Here is a 13,868-nt window from a genome sequence, read left to right on the forward strand (position 1 = left end):
GATTTCAATTACAGGAAGTCTACCAGAGATGCTCAAACAGGTAGAAATTTTCACCGACGGCTCTTGCCTGGGTAATCCAGGACCTGGCGGCTACGGAGCCATCATGCGCTACCGCCAGCACGAAAAAACCTTCAGCGCTGGCTACCGTCTGACCACCAATAACCGCATGGAACTGATGGCGGCAATTGTTGCCCTGGAAGCGTTAAAAGAGCATTGCGAAGTGGTGCTCAGCACTGACAGCCAGTATGTTCGTCAGGGGATCACCCAGTGGATCCACAACTGGAAAAAGCGCGGCTGGAAAACGGCAGAGAAAAAGCCGGTGAAAAATGTCGACCTCTGGCAGCGGCTGGACGCCGCGCTTGGCCAGCATAAAATTAAATGGGAATGGGTAAAGGGCCACGCCGGCCATCCTGAAAATGAACGCTGCGACGAGCTGGCGCGCGCGGCGGCCTCCCACCCCACACTGGACGATGTCGGCTACCTGCCTGAGAGTTAATTCTGCCCTTTGCGCCACTGCCGGGTGGCGCCCACCGCCGGCCGCAGCTGAGTTTTCGCTTTGCCGGATTTCATCGGATTGAGCGTCAGCGGAATGGTCCGTTTGCGGGCGACAATCAATTGCAAACAGCCCAGCGCCGGCAGATGGGTGCTCAACAATTTGCCGCCATGGCGCGACCAGGGCAAAACCTGGTAACGTCCATAGTGCAGCACTTCAAAGTTGAGCAGCGCCAGCCAGTCCAGCTGGCGCATCAGCGTAAACATACGGCTATTATAAGGCGTTCCTTTGCGCAGGACCGGCACCAGCTTACGCAACCCCATCAGGCTGACCGGATTAAACCCGGTCAGGATCATCCAGCCATCATCGATCAGTACACGATCGGCTTCCCGCAGCAGACGATGCGGATCGCTACACCACGGCAGGGTGTGCGCCAGCAGGCAGGCGTCAACGGACTTTTCGGCAAAGGGTAAATGCAGCGGGTCAGCCCGGACCTGCATTGGATTTCCCGCCAGCGAGACATTCACCTGGTGCGAGATGGCGCAAGCTTCGGTATTGATTTCCGCGCTCAGATTGCCAATCTTAAGCAGATGAAAGCCATATAATTTAGCCAGCCACGGTTTCATCTGCTGCTCCAGCGTTTCGCGATAGTATTCGCCCCACGGCATACTGGACCAATGCTCAGGCGCTGTCACTGTGTGAGGTATCCTTGCCGGCTTCATTGCCACCTTCCGCTACGCTTTAGAGGTAATTTATGAATCTTATCAGTATTCCCGCGTTTCAGGACAACTACATCTGGGTTCTCAGTGAGAATAACGGCCGCTGCATCATCGTAGATCCAGGCGAAGCCGCGCCGGTTCTGGCAGCCATCGAGGAAAACCAGTGGCAGCCCGAGGCTATTTTATTGACCCATCATCATCAGGATCACGTCGGCGGCGTAAAACAATTACGTGAAAAATTCCCTTCTATAGTGGTTTACGGGCCGGCGGAAACCCAGGATAAAGGCGTCACTCAGGTGGTAGGCGATGGCGATCGGCTGTCAATTCTCGGGCACGATTTTTCCATTTTCTCTACGCCAGGTCACACATTAGGACATATCTGTTACTACAGCGAACCTTATCTGTTCTGTGGCGATACGATGTTTTCCGGCGGCTGCGGAAGGCTGTTCGAAGGTACAGCAGAGCAGATGTATCAATCATTTATGAAAATTAACGCCCTTCCTGAAGAAACCCTCATATGTTGCGCACATGAATATACGTTAGCGAATATGAAGTTTGCATTGAGTATCCTGCCAGATGATAGGGACATAAACGATTACTATCATAAAGTTAATGAGTTACGTGCAAAAAAACAAAAAACACTACCCGTAACTCTGAAAAATGAGCGGCGTATAAATTTATTTTTACGCGTAAATGATATTGATTTAATTGACAAAATTAACAAAGAAACAAATTTGCAACACTCTGTGGCGCGATTTGCATGGTTAAGGTCAAAGAAAGATGACTTCTGATATTTAATTCTTGTCATCGGCCAACTTCGCCGTTATCCTTGGTCGTCTTTTAAGCAACTATTGACACACACATGAAGGCACGAGCGATATTACTCGCCTCTGTCCTGCTGGTGGGGTGCCAGGCGTCTAAGCACGATGGCACCGTCGAACAGCGAGCACAGAGCCTTTCTGCGGCTGGTCAAGGGGAAGCAGGCAAGTTCACAAGTCAAGCGCGCTGGTTAGATGATGGAACCTTCTACGCGCAAGACCAGGATCTGTGGACTTCCATAGGCGACGAGCTAAAGATGGGAATACCGGATAATCCCCGGATTCGCGAACAGAAACAGAAGTACTTAAGAAATAAGAGCTATCTCCACGATGTAACTTTACGGGCAGAGCCGTATATGTACTGGATAGCCGGGCAGGTTAAGAAACGTAACATGCCAATGGAACTGGTATTACTACCCATAGTGGAGAGCGCTTTTGACCCACACGCGACGTCTGGCGCCAATGCCGCAGGCATTTGGCAGATCATTCCGAGCACAGGGCGCAATTATGGTTTAAAACAGACCCGCAGTTACGATGCGCGTCGTGATGTCGTCGCGTCTACTACCGCGGCGCTGGACATGATGCAACGTCTGAACAAAATGTTCGACGGCGACTGGTTGTTAACGGTCGCAGCCTATAACAGCGGCGAAGGCCGGGTCATGAAGGCAGTAAAAGCGAACCGTTCGCGTGGCAAACCCACCGATTTCTGGTCGCTGTCTCTGCCGCATGAAACGAAAATCTACGTCCCGAAAATGCTGGCATTGAGCGACATTCTCAAAAACAGCAAACGTTACGGCGTAAAGCTGCCTACGGCTGATGAAAGCCGTGCGCTGGCGCGCGTTCGCCTCGACAGTCCGGTTGATATTTCTCAGCTCGCGGACATGGCCGGTATGCCGGTCAGCAAGCTGAAGACGTTCAATGCGGGCGTAAAAGGGTCAACGCTGGGCGCGAGCGGGCCAAAGTACGTCATGGTGCCGCAGAAGCACGCCGCACAGCTGCGTGAATCGCTGGCCTCTGGCGACATTGCCGCCGTGCAGCCGACGCAGCTCGCGGACAATACGCCGCTGACCAGCCGTAGCTATAAGGTGCGTTCCGGCGACACCATTTCCGGGATTGCTTCCCGTCTTGGTGTGACGACCCGCGATCTGCAGCAGTGGAATAACCTGCGCGGCTCTGGATTAAAGGTTGGGCAGAATCTGGTTATTGGCGCAGGCAGCAGCGCCCAGCGTCTGGCGAACAACAGCGATAGCATCACCTATCGCGTTCGTAAAGGCGATTCGCTGTCGAGCATCGCCAAACGTCACGGCGTTAATATTCGCGACGTGATGCGCTGGAACAGCGATACCGACAACCTGCGCCCAGGCGATCAGCTAACGTTGTTTGTGAAAAACAGCGATCGACCAGAGTCCTGATACCTCTGGTTCGACAAAAAGGCACCGACTTCCCCGGTGCCTTTTTTGTTGCCTAAATTAAACCGCTTTATGCGCTTCGAACAGAATGGTATCGCTGGTAAACGATCCGTCCTCCTGTAACTCGAAGTACGCTTTGACCTCCGCCGAAGCGCTCTGCTGATATAAGCGAATCGCCTCCACCAGCGGCTCAGGAGTACGCATCCGCGCCACCCATGAACTGAACTCCAGCGGCAGGCGATCGGTCAACAACTGGTTAACCACCAGCCCCGCTTCAGTCGCCAGCGTCAACCACTCGCCGCTGGAATAATTACGCACATGCGAGGTGTCGCGCAGGGCTTCCACCGTCTGCAGCCAGACATCACGTACCGGATGACCCGGCGACATCACGTCCATCACGATAATCACCCCGCCCGGCTTGAGAACACGTTTCACCTCACGCAGCGCCTGGCCAACGTCATGCCAGTGGTGAGCGGAGTAGCGGCTAATCACCACATCAAAGCTGGCATCAGCGAACGGCAGCGTTTCGGCGTACCCCTGCTGGGTCACGATATTGCTAAAACCTTTCTCCTTTGCCGCGGCGGCAACGACCTCCAGCATCTGGCTCGATAAATCATAGGCGGTCACCTCGGCAACCTGTCCCGCCGCGGTAAAGCTGGCGTGCCCTGCCCCGCAGCCCATATCCAGCACTTTCGCCTGAGGAAAATCAGCCAGCCGTTCCGCCAGCCGCTGCAGATCGCGACCAGAGGCGTGTACGGCGCTGGTCAGATAGGCGCTGGCCTGGGAGCCGAACTGCTTTTCGACGTTGTCATGGTGAGAGCGTGTTGTCATGTTGTCTTGTCCTTACGGTTTTTTTTGAGTAATAAAAGGCAGCACCATGCATGCGCAGGCCTGCCCCATGGCAGGCCTGACCAACCTTAAATTAATCAGGCTTGCCGGGACTGAATTCGACTAGTAGCGGGTTGTGGTCGGAGGCGCGGGTCACCAGCACGGAAGCATCGTGCACGCTTAACCCACGGTAGAACACAAAATCGAGGGGACGACCAAACGCGCGGCGGCGCTGATCGTCTGAGAAACGAACTTCGCGTAACGACATCTCACGCGCAAAGCGGTACAGCGCATTCATCCGCGGCCGGCTCCAGGCATTGAAGTCGCCGGCCATGATCACCGGCCCGCTGTGATGGGCGATCTGATCGCCAATTGGCAGCAGCTGTTTGCTGTAGACGTCGACGCCAAGGCTAAAGTTGACGGCATGGATATTGACTACCATCAACAACCGCGCATCCGGCAGCGGATAAACGGTCACTAACGCCGATTTCGGCAATCGCAAAATAGGCTCGCGCTCGCGCAGCGGACAGCAATAGATGGGGTGCGCGGAGGCCAGCGTCATTACGCCGGAAGGATGCTGCGGCAATACCAGCGCCGGCACCTGATCGGCGGCCAGATAGTTTGAAGTCGCGAACCGGACCAGTTCTGGGGTGGTTTGCGCCTCCTGCAACAGGACCAAATGCGCATCTTTGCCGAAATTTTTGAGGACCGACTGCCACTCTGCGCGCTGCTGCTTGAAGATATTCCATACCAGCACGCGGATCTTCTCATCGCTGCTTAATGGCGTACCGGCGGGATAAACCGGACTCACGCCCGCAAACGCCCCCGGAGGCAATATTCTCTCCGCAGGTTGTCCGGCGACATAGCGCATGGCGTAGGTGTTCTTTCGCAATTTGGGCATTAATCCTCGATAACAGAAACCAGCCCGACGACGACTGGTTATTCTGTTATAGGGATTTTCCCATACACTTTCAATGCAAATTGCGAGAAACCCTTAGCCTTCGGGAGAAAGCGCTGCCGAACGGCGTGGCAATTTATCTAAACGTCCGCTCAGGACCACCAACAGCAAAGCGACCAGCACAATCATCGCGCCAATCCACGGCGTCTGCGCCAGACCGTACCGCTCGACCGTCTGTCCGCCGACGATGGACCCCAGAGCAATGCCGACGTTAAAGGCGGCAATATTCAGGCCGGAAGCGACGTCGACGGCGCCAGGCGTGTACTGTTCGGCTTTTTGCACCACATACACCTGCAAACCCGGCACGTTGCCGAAGGCGAAGATGCCCATCACCAGTACCGTTGCCAGCGCGGCATAGTGAACGCTGGCGGTCAACTGGAAGACCAGCAGCAGCACCACCAGCGCGGCGAAGATAAACTTCAGCGCGGAGACGGCGCCATGCTTATCGGCCAGTTTGCCCCCCCACACATTACCGATAGCGACCGAGACACCATAGCCCAGCAGGATCCAGCTCACCGCTGACGGACTGAAACCGGCCAGCTCCTGCATCATCGGCGCAAGGAAGGTAAAGGCGGTAAACACGCCGCCGTAGCCCAGCGCGGTAATGGCGTAGATCATCAGCAGGCGAGGATGAGTTAATACTTTCATCTGATCGCGCAGGCTGGCGCTGGCGCGGCCCGGAATATTATTCGGTACCAGAATCAGGCTGCTGATAAGGGCAATGACGCCCAGAATCGATACCGCGAGGAAGGTTTCCCGCCAGCCAAAATGCTGGCCAATAAAGGTGCCAAAGGGAACGCCGGTCACCAGCGCGACCGTCAGGCCGCCGAACATAATGGCAATGGCCGAGGCCGCTTTCTCTTTTGCCACCAGGCTGGTAGCAATTGTCGAGCCAATAGAGAAGAACACGCCGTGTGCCAGGCCGGTCAGCAGTCGCGCCAGGATCAGCGTTTCATAGCCCGGGGCCTGCCAGGCCAGCACATTACCCGCCGTAAACAGGACCATCAACGCCAGCAGCAGCTGTTTACGCGGCATACGCCCGGTCAACGCCGTCAGTACCGGGGCGCCGATCGCCACGCCCAGCGCGTAGATAGAGACCAGCAGTCCCGCCGAAGGCAGGGAGATAGAGAGTTGCTGGGCAATCGTCGGGACCAGGCCGACAATCACAAATTCAGTGGTGCCAATTGCGAAGGCACCGATGGTTAAGGCAAATAGCGCCAGTGGCATAATTTACTCCGTAGCATCAGGATTAAGATGACACGTAGTATGAAGGGTTGTATAAATAACAAAAACTATCAAAGTATCAATATAATTTTGCTATAGGTGCAATAATGAGAGCCACATCAGAGGAGATCGCCATCTTTGTGGCGGTGGTGGAAAGCGGGAGTTTCAGCCGGGCGGCCGAGCAGCTCGGACAGGCCAACTCCGCCGTCAGCCGGGCGGTCAAAAAGCTGGAATCAAAGCTAGGCGTAAGCCTGCTCAATCGGACCACCCGCCAGCTCAGCCTGACAGAAGAAGGCGAGCGCTACTTTCGCCGGATGCAGGTGGTCTTGCAGGAAATGGCGGCGGCAGAGAACGATCTGCTGGAGACGCGCACGACGCCGCGGGGCCTGCTGCGGGTAGATGCCGCGACGCCGGTGATGCTGCATTTTCTCATGCCGCTGGTGAAGCCATTTCGCGAGCGCTACCCGGAAATGACGCTGTCGCTCGTCTCGTCTGAGACGTTTATCAATCTGATTGAACGGAAAGTGGATGTGGCCATTCGGGCCGGGACCTTAACGGATTCCAGCCTGCGCGCCCGACCGCTGTTTACCAGCTATCGTAAGATCGTCGCCTCGCCCGACTATGTCGCGCGCTACGGTATGCCGCAGCATCCGTCCGATCTGAAACAGCATCACTGCCTCGGCTTCACCGAGCCGGTATCGCTGAATACCTGGCCGGTCTCCTGTTGCGATGGCCAGCTGTTAGAGATCGAAGCGGCGGTGTCATCCAATAGCGGCGAAACGCTCAAGCAGCTGTGCCTGACCGGCAACGGTATTGCCTGCCTGTCGGATTACATGGTGGATAAAGAGATTGCCAGCGGAGAGTTTGTCGAGCTACTGGCCGATAAGCGCTTACCGGTGGAAATGCCTTTCAGTGCCGTCTATTACAGCGACCGGGCGGTCAGCACTCGCATCAGGGCATTTATTGATTTTCTGAGCGACCACGTAAAACAGCTCCCGAAGGAGCTGTCGTAATACCTTCTCGGGCGGCAGGGCGAACGGCATACCGGTAGCGAGTGATTAATCCCACTGCGGCGCCAGACCTTCCGGGCTCACCAGCCGATCGTTGCAATCCAGCGCAGCGATCGCCTGTCGATCTTCATCATCCAACTGCAGATCCAGCGCCTTCAGGTTGCTGGCCAGGTTATCACGCTTCGTCGAGGACGGGATCACCGCGTACCCCTCGCCCATCGCCCATGCCAGGATAACCTGCGCCGGAGTCGCATTATGTTTCGCCGCGATACGGGCAATCACTTCATCTTTCAGCGCCTTACCATAAGCCAGCGTCATGTAAGAGGTGATGTGGATGCCGTGCTCACGTGCCCAGTCGACGACTTTACGGTTTTGCAGATACGGCGAGAGTTCAATCTGGTTGGTCGCAATGTTTTCAGCGCCAACGGCGGCAATCGCGCGCTCCATCAGTGGAATAGTGAAGTTGGAGATACCAATCTGACGGGTCAGACCCAGCTTCTTCGCTTCCATCAAGGCTGCCATAAACTCTTCAACGGCAACCGCATCGTTCGGTGCCGGCCAGTGGATGAGCGTCAGGTCAACATAGTCCGTGCGCAGCTTCTGCAGACTTTCTTGCAGGCTGGCGATGAGTTTGTCTTTGCTCAGGTTCTCGATCCAGATTTTGGTAGTGATGAACAGCTCATCACGCGGCACGCCGCTTTCGGCGATAGCCTGACCCACCGCGGCTTCGTTGTCATAGATTTGCGCGGTGTCGATAGCACGATAGCCCAGCTCCAGCGCGGTTTTTACGGATGCGATAACAACATCATCTTTCAGACGGAAGGTGCCAAGACCAAATGCAGGGATTGCCATGATTTTCCTCGTTATTTCTTCATTTCGGTTAACGGATGAAATTATGGCTGATGGTGTGGAGGGGAAAAAGAGCGATTAATGCAGAGGATTTTTGCTGAATTAGCAATAATAGAGAACAGATCAAACAAAAAAGCCCTGAGCAAATGCTCAGGGCTCTTAATAAGTGGCGGAACGGACGGGACTCGAACCCGCGACCCCCTGCGTGACAGGCAGGTATTCTAACCGACTGAACTACCGCTCCACCGAATTTCTTCGCTTTATTACCACCGGTTGTCACCCCGGCTTACTGCAATTTGATGCCTGGCAGTTCCCTACTCTCACATGGGGAGACCCCACACTACCATCGGCGCTACGGCGTTTCACTTCTGAGTTCGGCATGGGGTCAGGTGGGACCACCGCGCTAGTGCCGCCAGGCAAATTCTTTGTGCTCGTCCTGTGTCTTTTGCGCTCATACTGCGTTGGCTGCTCTCGCGAGTGTCAGTCACATACTTATGTATGCTCCTTCCATCGCGTCGTTTGCCGCCTTGTCTCAGCGCAAAATCCTTCGGACTCTGAATCAGAGCTGAAAATCTTCTCAAATCCGCCAAAACATCTTCGGCGTTGTAAGGTTAAGCCTCACGGTTCATTAGTACCGGTTAGCTCAACGCATCGCTGCGCTTACACACCCGGCCTATCAACGTCGTCGTCTTCAACGTTCCTTCAGGAGACTTAAAGTCTCAGGGAGAACTCATCTCGGGGCAAGTTTCGTGCTTAGATGCTTTCAGCACTTATCTCTTCCGCATTTAGCTACCGGGCAGTGCCATTGGCATGACAACCCGAACACCAGTGATGCGTCCACTCCGGTCCTCTCGTACTAGGAGCAGCCCCCCTCAATTCTCCAGCGCCCACGGCAGATAGGGACCGAACTGTCTCACGACGTTCTAAACCCAGCTCGCGTACCACTTTAAATGGCGAACAGCCATACCCTTGGGACCTACTTCAGCCCCAGGATGTGATGAGCCGACATCGAGGTGCCAAACACCGCCGTCGATATGAACTCTTGGGCGGTATCAGCCTGTTATCCCCGGAGTACCTTTTATCCGTTGAGCGATGGCCCTTCCATTCAGAACCACCGGATCACTATGACCTGCTTTCGCACCTGCTCGCGCCGTCACGCTCGCAGTCAAGCTAGCTTATGCCATTGCACTAACCTCCTGATGTCCGACCAGGATTAGCTAACCTTCGTGCTCCTCCGTTACGCTTTGGGAGGAGACCGCCCCAGTCAAACTACCCACCAGACACTGTCCGCAACCCCGGTCAGGGGCCAACGTTAGAACATCAAACATTAAAGGGTGGTATTTCAAGGTTGGCTCCACGCAGACTGGCGTCCACGCTTCAAAGCCTCCCACCTATCCTACACATCAAGGCTCAATGTTCAGTGTCAAGCTATAGTAAAGGTTCACGGGGTCTTTCCGTCTTGCCGCGGGTACACTGCATCTTCACAGCGAGTTCAATTTCACTGAGTCTCGGGTGGAGACAGCCTGGCCATCATTACGCCATTCGTGCAGGTCGGAACTTACCCGACAAGGAATTTCGCTACCTTAGGACCGTTATAGTTACGGCCGCCGTTTACCGGGGCTTCGATCAAGAGCTTCTCCTTACGGATAACCCCATCAATTAACCTTCCGGCACCGGGCAGGCGTCACACCGTATACGTCCACTTTCGTGTTTGCACAGTGCTGTGTTTTTAATAAACAGTTGCAGCCAGCTGGTATCTTCGACTGGTCTCAGCTCCATCCGCAGGGACTTCACCTACACACCAGCGTGCCTTCTCCCGAAGTTACGGCACCATTTTGCCTAGTTCCTTCACCCGAGTTCTCTCAAGCGCCTTGGTATTCTCTACCTGACCACCTGTGTCGGTTTGGGGTACGATTTGATGTTACCTGATGCTTAGAGGCTTTTCCTGGAAGCAGGGCATTTGTTACTTCAGCACCGTAGTGCCTCGTCATCACACCTCAGCCTTGATTATCCGGATTTGCCTGGATAACCAGCCTACATGCTTAAACCGGGACAACCGTCGCCCGGCTAACATAGCCTTCTCCGTCCCCCCTTCGCAGTAACACCAAGTACAGGAATATTAACCTGTTTCCCATCGACTACGCCTTTCGGCCTCGCCTTAGGGGTCGACTCACCCTGCCCCGATTAACGTTGGACAGGAACCCTTGGTCTTCCGGCGAGCGGGCTTTTCACCCGCTTTATCGTTACTTATGTCAGCATTCGCACTTCTGATACCTCCAGCATGCCTCACAGCACACCTTCGCAGGCTTACAGAACGCTCCCCTACCCAACAACACATCGTGTCGCTGCCGCAGCTTCGGTGCATGGTTTAGCCCCGTTACATCTTCCGCGCAGGCCGACTCGACCAGTGAGCTATTACGCTTTCTTTAAATGATGGCTGCTTCTAAGCCAACATCCTGGCTGTCTGTGCCTTCCCACATCGTTTCCCACTTAACCATGACTTTGGGACCTTAGCTGGCGGTCTGGGTTGTTTCCCTCTTCACGACGGACGTTAGCACCCGCCGTGTGTCTCCCGTGATAACATTCTTCGGTATTCGTAGTTTGCATCGGGTTGGTAAGTCGGGATGACCCCCTAGCCGAAACAGTGCTCTACCCCCGAAGATGAATTCACGAGGCGCTACCTAAATAGCTTTCGGGGAGAACCAGCTATCTCCCGGTTTGATTGGCCTTTCACCCCCAGCCACAAGTCATCCGCTAATTTTTCAACATTAGTCGGTTCGGTCCTCCAGTTAGTGTTACCCAACCTTCAACCTGCCCATGGCTAGATCACCGGGTTTCGGGTCTATACCCTGCAACTTAACGCCCAGTTAAGACTCGGTTTCCCTGCGGCTCCCCTATACGGTTAACCTTGCTACAGAATATAAGTCGCTGACCCATTATACAAAAGGTACGCAGTCACACCCGAAGGTGCTCCCACTGCTTGTACGTACACGGTTTCAGGTTCTTTTTCACTCCCCTCGCCGGGGTTCTTTTCGCCTTTCCCTCACGGTACTGGTTCACTATCGGTCAGTCAGGAGTATTTAGCCTTGGAGGATGGTCCCCCCATATTCAGACAGGATACCACGTGTCCCGCCCTACTCTTCGAGTTCACAACCTGTGCATTTTGGTGTACGGGACTATCACCCTGTACCGTCGGACTTTCCAGACCGTTCCACTAACACACAAGCTGATTCAGACTCTGGGCTGCTCCCCGTTCGCTCGCCGCTACTGGGGGAATCTCGGTTGATTTCTTTTCCTCGGGGTACTTAGATGTTTCAGTTCCCCCGGTTCGCCTCGTTAACCTATGTATTCAGTTAACGATAGTGTGACGAATCACACTGGGTTTCCCCATTCGGACATCGCCGGTTATAACGGTTCATATCACCTTACCGACGCTTTTCGCAGATTAGCACGTCCTTCATCGCCTCTGACTGCCAGGGCATCCACCGTGTACGCTTAGTCGCTTAACCTCACAACCCGAAGATGTTTCACTTCTGATTGCGAAAATTTGAGAGACTCGAACACACATTGACTGTGTGTCGTTTCAATTTTCAGCTTGATCCAGATTTTTAAAGAGCAAAACTTCGCAGTGCACCTTTTCAGGTTCACTCTGAAGTTTTCTTGTGTTCGCAGTAAAGATGGTGGAGCTATGCGGGATCGAACCGCAGACCTCCTGCGTGCAAAGCAGGCGCTCTCCCAGCTGAGCTATAGCCCCATCGTTTGCAACCTCTTCAAATTTGCTTCGCAAATTTGGTAGGCCTGAGTGGACTTGAACCACCGACCTCACCCTTATCAGGGGTGCGCTCTAACCACCTGAGCTACAAGCCTGCAGAGATTACTTACTGCTCTATTTTCATCAGACAATCTGTGTGAGCACTACAAAGGCAGGTTCTTTAAGGTAAGGAGGTGATCCAACCGCAGGTTCCCCTACGGTTACCTTGTTACGACTTCACCCCAGTCATGAATCACAAAGTGGTAAGCGCCCTCCCGAAGGTTAAGCTACCTACTTCTTTTGCAACCCACTCCCATGGTGTGACGGGCGGTGTGTACAAGGCCCGGGAACGTATTCACCGTAGCATTCTGATCTACGATTACTAGCGATTCCGACTTCATGGAGTCGAGTTGCAGACTCCAATCCGGACTACGACATACTTTATGAGGTCCGCTTGCTCTCGCGAGGTCGCTTCTCTTTGTATATGCCATTGTAGCACGTGTGTAGCCCTGGTCGTAAGGGCCATGATGACTTGACGTCATCCCCACCTTCCTCCAGTTTATCACTGGCAGTCTCCTTTGAGTTCCCGGCCGAACCGCTGGCAACAAAGGATAAGGGTTGCGCTCGTTGCGGGACTTAACCCAACATTTCACAACACGAGCTGACGACAGCCATGCAGCACCTGTCTCACAGTTCCCGAAGGCACCAATCCATCTCTGGAAAGTTCTGTGGATGTCAAGACCAGGTAAGGTTCTTCGCGTTGCATCGAATTAAACCACATGCTCCACCGCTTGTGCGGGCCCCCGTCAATTCATTTGAGTTTTAACCTTGCGGCCGTACTCCCCAGGCGGTCGATTTAACGCGTTAGCTCCGGAAGCCACGCCTCAAGGGCACAACCTCCAAATCGACATCGTTTACGGCGTGGACTACCAGGGTATCTAATCCTGTTTGCTCCCCACGCTTTCGCACCTGAGCGTCAGTCTTTGTCCAGGGGGCCGCCTTCGCCACCGGTATTCCTCCAGATCTCTACGCATTTCACCGCTACACCTGGAATTCTACCCCCCTCTACAAGACTCTAGCCTGCCAGTTTCGAATGCAGTTCCCAGGTTGAGCCCGGGGATTTCACATCCGACTTGACAGACCGCCTGCGTGCGCTTTACGCCCAGTAATTCCGATTAACGCTTGCACCCTCCGTATTACCGCGGCTGCTGGCACGGAGTTAGCCGGTGCTTCTTCTGCGGGTAACGTCAATCGACAAGGTTATTAACCTTATCGCCTTCCTCCCCGCTGAAAGTGCTTTACAACCCGAAGGCCTTCTTCACACACGCGGCATGGCTGCATCAGGCTTGCGCCCATTGTGCAATATTCCCCACTGCTGCCTCCCGTAGGAGTCTGGACCGTGTCTCAGTTCCAGTGTGGCTGGTCATCCTCTCAGACCAGCTAGGGATCGTCGCCTAGGTGAGCCGTTACCCCACCTACTAGCTAATCCCATCTGGGCACATCTGATGGCATGAGGCCCGAAGGTCCCCCACTTTGGTCTTGCGACGTTATGCGGTATTAGCTACCGTTTCCAGTAGTTATCCCCCTCCATCAGGCAGTTTCCCAGACATTACTCACCCGTCCGCCGCTCGTCACCCGAGAGCAAGCTCTCTGTGCTACCGCTCGACTTGCATGTGTTAGGCCTGCCGCCAGCGTTCAATCTGAGCCATGATCAAACTCTTCAATTTAAGTTTGATGCTCAAAGAATTAAACTTCGTAATGAATTACGTGTTCACTCTTGAGACTTGGTATTCATTTTTCGTCCGAGGA

Annotated in this window: 9 protein-coding genes, 3 tRNA genes and 3 rRNA genes; 4 read left to right on the plus strand and 11 right to left on the minus strand. The window is 54.4% G+C overall.

Translation table 11 applies throughout. The features are described from left to right. The first annotated feature begins 28 nt into the window (after positions 1–28). Positions 29–496, plus strand: coding sequence for a ribonuclease HI (gene rnhA / locus IB144_RS21180; protein WP_002889686.1), 468 nt, complete (start codon positions 29–31; stop codon positions 494–496). Here rnhA and IB144_RS21185 read toward each other — a convergent pair. Then, complete coding sequence (locus IB144_RS21185; protein WP_002889685.1) at positions 493–1,215, minus strand: class I SAM-dependent methyltransferase; 723 nt, start codon at positions 1,213–1,215, stop codon at positions 493–495. The genes rnhA and IB144_RS21185 overlap by 4 nt on opposite strands. A 32-nt stretch (positions 1,216–1,247) precedes the next feature. Here IB144_RS21185 and gloB point away from each other — a divergent pair, with 32 nt between their 5' ends. Both gloB and mltD read left to right on the plus strand, forming a co-directional pair. After that, a complete protein-coding gene (gene gloB, locus IB144_RS21190; protein ID WP_004145833.1) occupies positions 1,248–2,003 on the plus strand; it encodes a hydroxyacylglutathione hydrolase in 756 nt (251 codons plus the stop codon). Positions 2,004–2,074: 71 nt separating this feature from the next. Next, positions 2,075–3,442 (plus strand): murein transglycosylase D, encoded by a 1,368-nt coding sequence (gene mltD, locus IB144_RS21195; protein ID WP_002889632.1) that lies wholly within the window; start codon positions 2,075–2,077, stop codon positions 3,440–3,442. Positions 3,443–3,499: 57 nt separating this feature from the next. Here mltD and IB144_RS21200 read toward each other — a convergent pair whose 3' ends face one another. The 3 genes from IB144_RS21200 to IB144_RS21210 all read right to left on the minus strand — a co-directional run bounded on the left by IB144_RS21200 (position 3,500) and on the right by IB144_RS21210 (position 6,452). Continuing rightward, complete coding sequence (locus IB144_RS21200; protein WP_002889630.1) at positions 3,500–4,270, minus strand: class I SAM-dependent methyltransferase; 771 nt, start codon at positions 4,268–4,270, stop codon at positions 3,500–3,502. Positions 4,271–4,361: 91 nt separating this feature from the next. After that, the gene (locus IB144_RS21205) at positions 4,362–5,159 is read right to left on the minus strand and encodes an endonuclease/exonuclease/phosphatase family protein (RefSeq protein WP_002889629.1); all 798 of its coding nucleotides are present in this window, start codon (positions 5,157–5,159) and stop codon (positions 4,362–4,364) included. A gap of 102 nt (positions 5,160–5,261) precedes the next feature. After that, positions 5,262–6,452 carry an MFS transporter gene (locus IB144_RS21210; protein WP_004147174.1) on the minus strand — a complete coding sequence of 397 codons (1,191 nt, stop codon included), beginning with the start codon at positions 6,450–6,452 and terminating at the stop codon, positions 5,262–5,264. A gap of 104 nt (positions 6,453–6,556) precedes the next feature. Here IB144_RS21210 and yafC point away from each other — a divergent pair, with 104 nt between their 5' ends. Next, complete coding sequence (yafC, locus tag IB144_RS21215) at positions 6,557–7,462, plus strand: DNA-binding transcriptional regulator YafC (protein WP_002889616.1); 906 nt, start codon at positions 6,557–6,559, stop codon at positions 7,460–7,462. Between the two features lie 45 nt (positions 7,463–7,507). Here yafC and dkgB read toward each other — a convergent pair whose 3' ends face one another. From dkgB to IB144_RS21250, 7 genes are all read right to left on the minus strand, one after another. Further along, the gene (gene dkgB / locus IB144_RS21220) at positions 7,508–8,311 is read right to left on the minus strand and encodes a 2,5-didehydrogluconate reductase DkgB (RefSeq protein ID WP_002889598.1); all 804 of its coding nucleotides are present in this window, start codon (positions 8,309–8,311) and stop codon (positions 7,508–7,510) included. A gap of 164 nt (positions 8,312–8,475) precedes the next feature. After that, a tRNA-Asp gene (locus tag IB144_RS21225) sits at positions 8,476–8,552 on the minus strand. Between the two features lie 57 nt (positions 8,553–8,609). Beyond that, positions 8,610–8,725 (minus strand): 5S ribosomal RNA (rrf, locus tag IB144_RS21230). A gap of 190 nt (positions 8,726–8,915) precedes the next feature. Continuing rightward, positions 8,916–11,817: ribosomal RNA gene (locus IB144_RS21235) — 23S ribosomal RNA — on the minus strand. A gap of 169 nt (positions 11,818–11,986) precedes the next feature. Then, positions 11,987–12,062, minus strand: a tRNA-Ala gene (locus IB144_RS21240). Between the two features lie 36 nt (positions 12,063–12,098). Then, positions 12,099–12,175: transfer RNA gene (locus IB144_RS21245), tRNA-Ile, on the minus strand. A gap of 71 nt (positions 12,176–12,246) precedes the next feature. Next, positions 12,247–13,786, minus strand: a 16S ribosomal RNA gene (locus IB144_RS21250). The 16S, 23S and 5S rRNA genes sit together here with 3 tRNA genes alongside, the layout of an rRNA operon. Between the last annotated feature and the right edge of the window lie 82 nt (positions 13,787–13,868).

The sequence above is a fragment of the Klebsiella sp. K4 genome (assembly GCF_014596785.2).
GTDB classification, from domain to species: domain Bacteria; phylum Pseudomonadota; class Gammaproteobacteria; order Enterobacterales; family Enterobacteriaceae; genus Klebsiella; species Klebsiella pneumoniae.

Coding starts and splice junctions, on each gene's coding strand:
- IB144_RS21185 (WP_002889685.1), bottom strand. CDS start 1,215: ATGAAGCCGGCAAGGATACCTCACACAGTGACAGCGCCTGAGCATTGG.
- rnhA (WP_002889686.1), top strand. CDS start 29: ATGCTCAAACAGGTAGAAATTTTCACCGACGGCTCTTGCCTGGGTAAT.
- mltD (WP_002889632.1), top strand. CDS start 2,075: ATGAAGGCACGAGCGATATTACTCGCCTCTGTCCTGCTGGTGGGGTGC.
- dkgB (WP_002889598.1), bottom strand. CDS start 8,311: ATGGCAATCCCTGCATTTGGTCTTGGCACCTTCCGTCTGAAAGATGAT.
- yafC (WP_002889616.1), top strand. CDS start 6,557: ATGAGAGCCACATCAGAGGAGATCGCCATCTTTGTGGCGGTGGTGGAA.
- gloB (WP_004145833.1), top strand. CDS start 1,248: ATGAATCTTATCAGTATTCCCGCGTTTCAGGACAACTACATCTGGGTT.
- IB144_RS21200 (WP_002889630.1), bottom strand. CDS start 4,270: ATGACAACACGCTCTCACCATGACAACGTCGAAAAGCAGTTCGGCTCC.
- IB144_RS21210 (WP_004147174.1), bottom strand. CDS start 6,452: ATGCCACTGGCGCTATTTGCCTTAACCATCGGTGCCTTCGCAATTGGC.